Raw genomic sequence first — 9,948 nt, forward strand, 5'->3', positions numbered from 1 at the left:
AAATGTAGCTCATTGTGAATTAATACGCAAATTTACTTCAAAACATTTAATTACATAGCCCTGTAATAATGCAATTAATACTTTATTTAAGCATCTTTAAAACCTTAAATATAAATATATTATGTTTTATTGATAAATTATGCTTATAGCTCAATTTTATAGGAGAATTATTCTTTAAATATATCTTAAAAACTCAGTTACAATTGTGAAATCATCTTTTGATTTACTCATTTACAAATGTAAACTCCCGATTAGTTACATTTGTAAACTTAAATAAATGAAATGATTTTAATACATAAACAACATTTAGAAACTTGGTATCTTAATAATTTTGAATCGAAGTTATTAGGCAGACAAATTCTTTTTACCGATATAGATCCGTTAATTAATAAACTATCTTCAAAATTTAAAAAAGAACAAATTGGATATTCAGAAAATAAGATTCCTATTTATAAAATATCTATTGGTACTGGAACAACTAAAATACTTTCATGGTCTCAAATGCATGGAAATGAAAGTACAGGAACCAAAGCTTTATTTGATTTATTTAAACTATTTGAAAACCCCTCTTTTGATCTTGAAGAAGTTGTAAATACAATTCTAAACAATTGTACACTTCAGTTTATTTTACTTTTAAATCCTGATGGAGCTATTAAATTTACACGAGAAAACGCCAATAATATAGATTTAAATAGAGATGCCGTAGATAAAACAGCTATTGAAAGTAAGTTATTAAGACATCATTTAGATGAATTTAAGCCGCAGTTTTGTTTTAATTTACATGATCAACGTTCTATTTTTAATGTAGAAGGAACATCAAACCCAGCTACCATCTCTTTTTTGGCACCTTCAGAAGATTTAGAGCGCACATTAACTAAAGGGAGAAAAGAGACCATGAGCGTTATTGTAGCTATGAATAACCTACTGCAAAAATACATTCCTGGGCATATTGGACGATATACCGACGAGTTTTACCCAACTGCAACTGGTGATAATTTTCAAAAATTAGGTTATAATACCATACTTATAGAAGCTGGACACTATAAAAATGATTATGATAGAGAAATTACAAGGAAATTTAATTTCTATGCGCTAGTACAAGGATTATATTTTATAGGGGCTTCTAAATCGTTTGAAACCTACAAACCTTATTTTGAAATCCCTAATAATGATAAAATGTTTTTAGATATAATTTATAAAAACATAGAAGTTATTGAAAATAATGAAACAAAAAAAACAGACGTAGGAATACAATTTAAATTTAAAGTAATTAACGGAAAATTAGTGAGATACGAGGCAATTGAACAAATTGGAGACTTATCTAAATACTATAGCGATAACGTTGTAAATGCAGAAAAATTAAATTTTAACGAATTAAAATTGTCAAATTCGTAAATATTTTATGTAATTATCCGATTTTTTTAATAAATTTGCTAAATATTTTATATTTAACAATACGTAGTATGAAAAAATTTATGTTAGATGAGATTGATCATCAAATTTTAGATATTCTTATTGAAAATGCAAGAACACCTTTTACGGATATCGCAAAAAGTTTAGTTGTTTCTGCAGGGACTATCCATGTGAGAGTAAAAAAAATGGAAGATGAAGGGATCATTAAAGGTTCAACGCTTACTTTAGATTATGAGAAAATGGGATATTCATTTATATCTCACGTTGGTATTTATTTAGATAAAACTTCTAAAACAATGCAAGTTGTAAACGATTTAAAAAAGATTCCTAACATTACTGTTGCATATATTACTGCAGGAAAATTTAATGTTTTCTGTAAAATTAGAGCAAGAGATACTACACATGCAAAAGAAATTATTTTTGAAATAGATGATATTGACGGAGTTTCTAGAACAGAAACTATGATTTCTTTAGAAGAAAGTATTAATGATAAAACACGTTTAATGCACTCAATTTTTAGAGAGCTTTAAAAATAATAATAGCACTTGTAAAAATACCTTATCATTTTTAATGATAAGGTATTTTTTTTTGTAACAATAGTGTAAATTTGATATATCAATATATAATATAATGAGAACTCCATTAAATTCTGTGAATAAATTAGTGTATTCACAAGGTAATTATTCAAATTCAGAATTAATAGATTTATATAAATCTATGCTAAAACCTCGTTTAATTGAAGAAAAAATGCTCATTCTATTAAGACAAGGAAAAATTTCTAAGTGGTTTTCAGGTATTGGGCAAGAAGCAATTGCAGTTGGTGTAACAAAAGCCTTGAGTTTTGACGAGTATATTTTACCAATGCACAGAAATTTAGGTGTTTTTACTGAAAGAAAAGTTCCTTTAAATAGACTTTTTTCGCAATGGCAAGGCAAAAAAAGTGGATTTACAAAAGGTAGAGATCGTTCTTTTCATTTTGGAACACAAGATTATAAAATAATTGGAATGATTTCTCATTTGGGCCCTCAATTAGGGATTGCAAATGGTATATCATTGGCAGATGTTTTAAAAAAACAACCAAAAGTTTGTGCAGTATTTTCCGGCGAAGGAGGAACTAGCGAAGGTGATTTTCATGAAGCTTTAAATGTAGCTTCTGTTTGGAGCTTACCCGTATTATTTTGTATTGAAAACAATGGATATGGTTTATCAACACCTACTAATGAGCAGTTTAAGTGTGAAAATATAGCCGATAAAGGAATTGGATTTGGAATGGAAAGTTATATTATTGATGGTAATAATATTTTAGAAGTGTTTTCAAAAGTTACTGATATTGCTGAAAGTGTTCGTAAAAATCCACGACCAATTTTAATTGAATTTAAAACCTTCAGAATGCGAGGACATGAAGAGGCAAGTGGTACTAAATATGTTCCAAACGAATTAATTGAGCATTGGGCACAAAGAGATCCTATTGATAATTACCAACACTTTTTAAAGAAAAAAAATATTCTTACGGATGAATTGGAAGTGTCTATAAAAGAGGAAATTCTTTTTGAAATAAATAAAAATTTACAACTTGCTTTTGACGAAACTCCTTTAGAGTCTTCTATTGAAAATGAACTGAATGATGTGTACAAAAAGTTTCAATTTAAGGAATATCTACCCTCAGCTAAAACTTCAAATATTCGACTTATAGATGCTATATCTCAAGGGTTAAGACAAAGTATGGAGCGCTATAATAATTTAATTATTATGGGGCAAGACATTGCTGAATATGGAGGTGTTTTTAAAATAACTGATGGTTTTGTAGCACAGTTTGGTAAAGACAGAATTAGAAATACACCTATTTGTGAGTCATCAATTATTGAAGCTGCGTTTGGACTTTCAATTAACGGAATTAAAACGGTTGTTGAATTACAGTTTTCAGATTTTGTAGCTACAGGATTTAACCCTGTTGTAAATTTATTAGCCAAATCATTTTACAGGTGGGGACAAAATTCTGATGTTGTTTTGCGTATGCCTTGCGGTGCTGGAGTTGGAGCAGGTCCATTTCACAGCCAAACAAATGAGGCTTGGTTTACTAAAACTCCTGGATTAAAGGTGGTTTATCCCGCATTTCCTTATGATGCAAAAGGATTATTAGCAACCGCTATAGAAGATACAAATCCAGTATTGTTTTTTGAACATAAAGCTTTGTATAGATCTATATATCAAGATGTTCCAGAAGATTACTACACGCTTCCTTTAGGTAAAGCATCTTTAATTAAAGAAGGAAAAGAATTTACAATTATTACCTATGGTGCTGGTGTACATTGGGCTATTGAAGAAGTTGAAAAACACCAGTTTGACGCGGAAATAATTGATTTAAGAACATTGCAGCCATTAGATGTTGAAACTATTATAACTTCAAGTAAAAAAACTGGGAAAGTATTAGTTTTACAAGAAGACACACTTTTTGGTGGAATTGCCTCGGATATTTCGGCTATAATTACTGAGAATTGTTTTAAATTTTTAGACGCTCCTGTAAAACGCGTTGGAAGTATAGAAACTCCAATACCATTTACTAAAAATTTGGAAAACAATTATTTACCTAAAAATAGATTGTATCAAGAAATACTTAATTTACTTAATTATTAAAGTATTTTAAGGATCTTGACTTTTATCATACAATTCCTTTTTCATAAATTCTAACTTTAACATTAATTGCTAAAGATATGGAATTAAAGGAAAAAATTGGATTTTATAAAGTATGCTTTGATTCAATGCAAGCAGGAATTTTAGTTTTTAATGACTCAAGGGATATTATATTGTCAAATATTCCAATTTCATTACTATTTGAATATTCTTCGGAGGAATTAAGAAAATTTAAAGCTTGTAAACTTTTTAAAAACTGTGGTGTTTTAAAAAATTTCATCCAAAATTCTGAAAAACAAAAGTTCAAATCTCTTATTGAACTAATTGGTATAAAAAAAAATGGTCAGGAATTTCCTGTTGAAGTTAGTTTTGGTAAAATTGAATATGAAGGAATGCCATATTTTAAATTATTACTAACAGATATAACTTTAAGAAAAAAAAGGGAGAAAAAAATAAAATCTTTAAATTATCAATTAGAAGAGGAAGTTAAATTACGGAATATTGAATTAGAAAATTTAATTGAAAAATTAAAAAAATCTTTGAGTAAAGAAAAAGAACTTAATTTTTTAAAAACTAAGTTTATTGCATTAGCATCACATGAATTTAAAACACCTTTAAGTGCTATTTTAAGTTCAACAGAGTTGATGGCAAAATATGCTGATTTGAATAATATAGAAAAGCGTAATGAACATTTAAGCAAAATAAAATCTGTAATAAATCACCTAAATAATATGTTAGATGATTTGCTAACTCTTGAAAATATTGAATCTGGTGAAATTAATTTGAATAGTACAAAATTTAAATTAACAAACTTAATTAATGAGATCTACAAAAACAGCAAGCCATTATTAAAGAATAATCAACAATTAATTTTTAATAATACTAATGATGAAGGTGAAATTTATCATGACTATAAAATTATTACCATAATTCTAACAAATTTGCTCAACAATGCTATAAAATATTCAAATGAAAATGGGATAATAAAAGTAGATATTACTAGCAATAAAAAGAATATCTATTTTAGTGTTGAAGATCAAGGAATTGGAATTCCCGTAAATGAGCAAAACCTAATATTTAACCGATTTTTTAGAGCTAAAAACGCTTTATATTATCCGGGAACTGGTATTGGATTGAATATTGTGAAAGGTTATATTCAAAATTTAAATGGAACAATTTCATTTGAAAGTGTTGAAAATAACGGTACAATTTTTAAAGTTCAATTACCAAAATTAAAGTTATTATGAAGAAAGTTTTGCTAATTGAAGATGATAAAATTGTAAGAGAAAATACTTCTGAAATTTTAGAGCTTGCCAATTATAAAGTTAAAACTGCAGAAAATGGTAAAGTGGGAGTTTTATTAGCTAAAACATTTTTGCCAGATATAATTATATGTGATATTTTAATGCCAGAGCTTGATGGGTATGGGGTGTTGCAAATTGTATCCAAAATGCCTGAACTAGATCAAATTCCTTTTATTTTTTTAACGGCAAAAACACATCATCAAGATTTAAGAAAAGGAATGGAACTTGGTGCAGATGATTATATAAATAAGCCATTTGAAGAATCTGAATTATTAAGAGCCGTTGAAACTAGATTAAAAAGGGTAGAAGCGTTTGAAAGCAAAGTTAAGGGCAACAATAACATTTCTTTATTGAACACAACAAAATTTCAATCTTCCATAAATATTAAAGATTTTGATCAGTTTTTAAATCAAAAACCAATATTTAAGTACAAAACAGGCGAAACTATTTATTGCCAAGGCAATCAAAGTAATCATATATTTTTCATTAAAAAAGGATATGTTAAAACTTTTAAAATTAATGAATTAGGTAAAGAGTTTATTACTGGTATTTATAGTGATAACGAATATTTTGGGTATGCCTCATTTGTAAAACACCAACCTCACGCAGAATATTCAGAGGCCATTTCAAATACTCAATTGTATAAAATAAATAAAGATGAAGTTGCTGCAATTATAAATAACAATCATCATGTATTGCATCAATTCATAGAGTTTTTAATTGATAAAACTGTTAGCTATAAAGATAAAATGATTTTGCTAGCATATGGTTCTGTGAGAAAAAAAACAGCAGAAGTTTTACTTATTTTACATAAAGAATTCCCTGTAAATTCTAAAAATGAAATAGCCATTAGCAGAAGTAATTTGGCCGATTTAATAGGTATTGCCAAAGAAACTTTAGCAAGAACATTACACGATTTTAAAGCTGAAAAGCTTATTAATTTCACTTCAAAAACTATTGTTATTTTAGATAAAAAATCACTTCAAAAAGTACAATAGTTAATTTAAAAATTGACAACAATCAATAATACTATTGATTGCTGTCATTGCTGTTTTTGCAATTGTAGCTTAATTTTACTGTTGTAAAAGTTAACTAAATGTTTTTATTATGTCATTAATAAAATTTAACCGACGTTTTCCTATGTTTGATTCTATGTTTCCTGAAATATTGGATACAGATCGCTACTTTAACGAGGATTTAGTTTTAAAAGATAACTGGATTCCAGCAATTAATGTAAAGGAAAACAAGAATGACTTCGAGATTGAAGTAGCTGCACCAGGTTTTTCAAAAAAAGATTTTGAAGTAACCATTACAGATGAAATTTTAACAATTTCTGCTGAAAACAAAAATTTAAAAGAAGAAAAAGAAAAAGATTATTCACGTAAAGAGTTTTATTACAATTCATTTCAACGCTCATTTACATTACCAAAAGTAATTGATTTTAAAAAGAAGATTGATGCTAAGTATGAAAATGGTGTTTTAAAAATTCATTTAGAAAAATTGGATGTTTTAAAAAATGAAGAACGCAAAAAAGTGATTGAAATAAATTAGTCTTCTTTTATTGAGCCCAGGAAATTTTCAAATTTCTTGGGTTCTTTAAAACCTTAAATCTACCAAAAAAATATGAAAACTATTATTCCTAAACAAAAAGAACCGTTTTTAAAAGACGGTATAGAGGTATTACATGCTAAAACAAATAAATGGATTTCAGAAATTGAGTTTATAAATATTGAACAAGACTTTTTGAAAGAAATGATGTCAGAACATATTATTAGTTTATGCGAAATGGAAAATTTTAAAACCGCTAAACTTTTTTTAAATGGTATTGAACATGAAAATAAGCTAGGTGCAAAATTATTGTTAGACATTCAAGATCATAAAATGAATTTAGCACTGCTAATGGAAAATATTTATCTGAAAAAAGAAGATGATTTTAGAAAAAAACAACAAGAATTAAAATTAGAAGTTAATAATTATATTCAAAACTTTAGATACATAAAGGAAGAAGTATTTAAATTAGTATTACACATCATGAAAAAGGAGAAGTCTCAAAAATTACTTCCAAAATAATGTAAGTAAATTTGAAAATTCAACCGTTTTCAAATTTTAGTTCTTTGAAATTTTACACAATTTAATATTCTTTTATCTAAACAGAAGAGAAACGGAATATTAAATAAGCAATTTGTAAGTCAAGTTAATTATTGGGGTGAGATTTATTTGGTTAGTATTAATTGAAAATGTAAAATTTTGAAGTAGTAAAATATGTAGAACATAAATTTGAAAACGGTTTTTAAAAATTAAATGTTTTCCGTTTTTAAATTTATTCTTAGAATTAATTTTTTTAATAAAATTGTAAAATTTAGTATTACGTTGTGGTCGTGACAATTAAAAAACTAAATAGATCAATTTAAGCTATATACGTTAAATGAGTTAATTTAAAAGTTTAAATTTAAAAGCGGTTTTAATTTTTATATTTTCCAATTAAATTTTTCAAAAATCACCTTCCAATCTTTCGGTAATTCTGTACTTATTTCAATATCAACGGAGGTAATAGGATGTTTAAATTGCAATGATTTAGCGTGTAAAAAAAGATTAGCACATGAAAACTCTGTTTCAAACATTCTATTATGAAACCTGTCACCATATTTATAATCTCCAATAATTGGGTGACTTATTTTATTCATATGAATTCTTAATTGATGCATTCTTCCGGTTGAAGGAGTTAATTTTACCAAGCTATACCTAGAATTCTCATAAGGATGAACAGCGACGTTGCATATAGCAGTATCTAAAGGTTCACAAAAAGTTTCAGCATCCTTATATACTTTAGTATCAGCATTTTTAACAGGTGAGTTTATAATCATAGTTTTTGTTAAAAAACCTCTTACAATTCCTAAATAAATTTTTTTAATTTCATTAGAGTTAAATAAATCTTGAAAAATAGCAACATTTTCTTTTTGTTTAGCCAAAACTAAAACTCCAGAAGTTTTTCTATCCAACCTATGCACAGGATAAAATGGTTTATTCAATTGTTTTTCAAGTAAATCTAATAATGTATCTTCCTTTATGTTTCTGGCATAATATGAGTTATGAATTAAAACATTGTTGGGCTTGTTAATTACAATAATATAAGTATCTTCAAATAGAATATCAATTTTCATGTTTCAAATATACCCGTAAATATTGGGTTTATTTACAATTTCAATCAAATTATTACCTGAAAAAAGTAAGAATATTTTAACATCTTAAACCAATTTTATTTATACATTTGATCTTGTGTTGTAACTTCTTAAACACAGATAAAAAAATTAAAAACACAGTAATTATGAAAAAATTAATAGTAGTAGTTTTGTTGTTAGTTTCTGTTATTTCTTGCGGAACTAGCAAAACAGTCAGAACTTCAAAAAAAGTGATTAAAGGAGAATGGACTTTAAATTCCGTTACTTATAATCAAACAGGAACGTATGCAATTTCTTTATTAAATGATGCTTCAAAAGAATGTTTTGAAGGAAGTGCATGGCAATTTATTCCAAACAATAATACAGGAATTTATACTATAGAAAAAGGAGATTGCTTTCCAGGAGAACGCAATTTTGTTTTTACTATTCAGGAAGTTGATCCGGAAACAGGTTTGTATGATTTTTTACTAAAACCAACCAACGAAAAAAATAAATCTGAAGACAATAAAGGGTTTAGACTTCAATTAGCTGAATTATCAGAAGGCTCTATGACTTGGGTGCAAACCTTAAACGTGAACGGAAAACCTTTTAAAATTAATATGAACTTTACTAAAACTATAGAATAATGAAAACTTTAATTAAAAAAATCGCAATAAGCATATTATCTTTAACTGTACTTATAAATTTAGGAGCTTGTAGTGCAACACAAAATGCAAATAGTGCTCAAAAAGGAGGCGTAATTGGTGCCGCTGGTGGTGCAATATTAGGTGCAATTATTGGCAATAATACAGGGAAAAAGGGTAGTGGAGGCGAATTAGGAGCAGTAATTGGTGGTGTTGTAGGTGGAACTGCAGGTGTACTTATTGGTAAAAAAATGGACAAACAAGCACAACAAATTGAAGAAGAAATTCCTGGAGCAACTGTTGAAAGAATTGATGATGGTATTGTTGTAACTTTTGATGAAAATAGTGGTGTGTTTTTTGAAACTAATAAATATAATATTAATGCAGCATCTAATACGTTATTAACCAAATTAGCAAATATTTTAAAAGAATATCCAGATACAAATGTGTTAGTTGTTGGACATACAGATAGTTCTGGTGCTGATGCTTATAATATGACGCTTTCAAAAAACAGAGCAGAATCTGTAACAAACTTTTTTACATCTAAAGGTTTAGGTGCTAATCGTTTTACAACCAACTGGTTTGGTGAAGAACAACCAGTTGCAGACAATACAACACCTGAAGGAAGAGCTAAAAACAGAAGAGTAAATTTAGCAATTATTCCAAATGATAAAATGAAGGATGATGCTAAAAAAGAAAGTGGAGAAAATTAATATAAAAATTGAGTCGTCCTAAAATAGGTTGACGATTATTAAAAAAAATAATGAAAACCTGTGAAGATATCTTCACAGGTTTTTT

Annotated in this window: 10 protein-coding genes; 9 read left to right on the top strand and 1 reads right to left on the bottom strand. The window is 27.3% G+C overall.

Annotated elements, in window-relative coordinates; translation table 11 throughout:
• Window positions 1-282 precede the first annotated feature (282 nt).
• The 7 genes from JEY78_RS13115 (at window position 283) to JEY78_RS13145 (ending at window position 7,418) form a co-directional block, all read left to right on the top strand.
• Window positions 283-1,395 (top strand): M14 family zinc carboxypeptidase, encoded by a 1,113-nt coding sequence (locus JEY78_RS13115; protein WP_291852173.1) that lies wholly within the window; start codon window positions 283-285, stop codon window positions 1,393-1,395.
• Between the two features lie 68 nt (window positions 1,396-1,463).
• Complete coding sequence (locus tag JEY78_RS13120) at window positions 1,464-1,943, top strand: AsnC family transcriptional regulator (protein ID WP_090222918.1); 480 nt, start codon at window positions 1,464-1,466, stop codon at window positions 1,941-1,943.
• A gap of 100 nt (window positions 1,944-2,043) precedes the next feature.
• The gene (locus tag JEY78_RS13125; protein WP_291852178.1) at window positions 2,044-4,047 is read left to right on the top strand and encodes a dehydrogenase E1 component subunit alpha/beta; all 2,004 of its coding nucleotides are present in this window, start codon (window positions 2,044-2,046) and stop codon (window positions 4,045-4,047) included.
• Window positions 4,048-4,124: 77 nt separating this feature from the next.
• Window positions 4,125-5,291, top strand: coding sequence for a PAS domain-containing sensor histidine kinase (locus JEY78_RS13130; RefSeq protein WP_291852181.1), 1,167 nt, complete (start codon window positions 4,125-4,127; stop codon window positions 5,289-5,291).
• Window positions 5,288-6,346 (top strand): response regulator, encoded by a 1,059-nt coding sequence (locus JEY78_RS13135; RefSeq protein WP_291852184.1) that lies wholly within the window; start codon window positions 5,288-5,290, stop codon window positions 6,344-6,346. Before JEY78_RS13130 ends, JEY78_RS13135 begins: the two co-directional genes overlap by 4 nt.
• 109 nt (window positions 6,347-6,455) lie before the next feature.
• Window positions 6,456-6,899 carry an Hsp20/alpha crystallin family protein gene (locus JEY78_RS13140; RefSeq protein WP_291852187.1) on the top strand — a complete coding sequence of 148 codons (444 nt, stop codon included), beginning with the start codon at window positions 6,456-6,458 and terminating at the stop codon, window positions 6,897-6,899.
• A gap of 72 nt (window positions 6,900-6,971) precedes the next feature.
• Complete coding sequence (locus JEY78_RS13145; protein WP_291852190.1) at window positions 6,972-7,418, top strand: hypothetical protein; 447 nt, start codon at window positions 6,972-6,974, stop codon at window positions 7,416-7,418.
• A gap of 398 nt (window positions 7,419-7,816) precedes the next feature.
• Here the strand turns inward: JEY78_RS13145 and JEY78_RS13150 are convergent, their stop codons facing one another.
• Window positions 7,817-8,509: a pseudouridine synthase gene (locus JEY78_RS13150; RefSeq protein WP_291852192.1), complete on the bottom strand. Its 693-nt coding sequence runs from the start codon at window positions 8,507-8,509 to the stop codon at window positions 7,817-7,819.
• 164 nt (window positions 8,510-8,673) lie between these two features.
• Between JEY78_RS13150 and JEY78_RS13155 the strand changes: the two genes are divergently transcribed.
• Both JEY78_RS13155 and JEY78_RS13160 read left to right on the top strand, forming a co-directional pair.
• On the top strand, window positions 8,674-9,153 hold the full coding sequence (locus tag JEY78_RS13155; RefSeq protein ID WP_291852194.1) for a lipocalin family protein: 480 nt from the start codon (window positions 8,674-8,676) through the stop codon (window positions 9,151-9,153).
• Window positions 9,153-9,863 (top strand): OmpA family protein, encoded by a 711-nt coding sequence (locus JEY78_RS13160; protein WP_291852197.1) that lies wholly within the window; start codon window positions 9,153-9,155, stop codon window positions 9,861-9,863. Before JEY78_RS13155 ends, JEY78_RS13160 begins: the two co-directional genes overlap by 1 nt.
• Window positions 9,864-9,948: the final 85 nt, after the last annotated feature.

Source organism: Lutibacter sp. (assembly GCF_016342705.1).
Classification (GTDB): Bacteria; Bacteroidota; Bacteroidia; order Flavobacteriales; family Flavobacteriaceae; genus Lutibacter.

What these genes read in the sequence shown, in the direction of transcription:
- JEY78_RS13135 (WP_291852184.1), top strand. Translation starts at nt 5,288, where the DNA reads ATGAAGAAAGTTTTGCTAATTGAAGATGATAAAATTGTAAGAGAAAAT.
- JEY78_RS13160 (WP_291852197.1), top strand. Translation starts at nt 9,153, where the DNA reads ATGAAAACTTTAATTAAAAAAATCGCAATAAGCATATTATCTTTAACT.
- JEY78_RS13130 (WP_291852181.1), top strand. Translation starts at nt 4,125, where the DNA reads ATGGAATTAAAGGAAAAAATTGGATTTTATAAAGTATGCTTTGATTCA.
- JEY78_RS13155 (WP_291852194.1), top strand. Translation starts at nt 8,674, where the DNA reads ATGAAAAAATTAATAGTAGTAGTTTTGTTGTTAGTTTCTGTTATTTCT.
- JEY78_RS13150 (WP_291852192.1), bottom strand. Translation starts at nt 8,509, where the DNA reads ATGAAAATTGATATTCTATTTGAAGATACTTATATTATTGTAATTAAC.
- JEY78_RS13120 (WP_090222918.1), top strand. Translation starts at nt 1,464, where the DNA reads ATGAAAAAATTTATGTTAGATGAGATTGATCATCAAATTTTAGATATT.
- JEY78_RS13115 (WP_291852173.1), top strand. Translation starts at nt 283, where the DNA reads ATGATTTTAATACATAAACAACATTTAGAAACTTGGTATCTTAATAAT.
- JEY78_RS13145 (WP_291852190.1), top strand. Translation starts at nt 6,972, where the DNA reads ATGAAAACTATTATTCCTAAACAAAAAGAACCGTTTTTAAAAGACGGT.
- JEY78_RS13140 (WP_291852187.1), top strand. Translation starts at nt 6,456, where the DNA reads ATGTCATTAATAAAATTTAACCGACGTTTTCCTATGTTTGATTCTATG.
- JEY78_RS13125 (WP_291852178.1), top strand. Translation starts at nt 2,044, where the DNA reads ATGAGAACTCCATTAAATTCTGTGAATAAATTAGTGTATTCACAAGGT.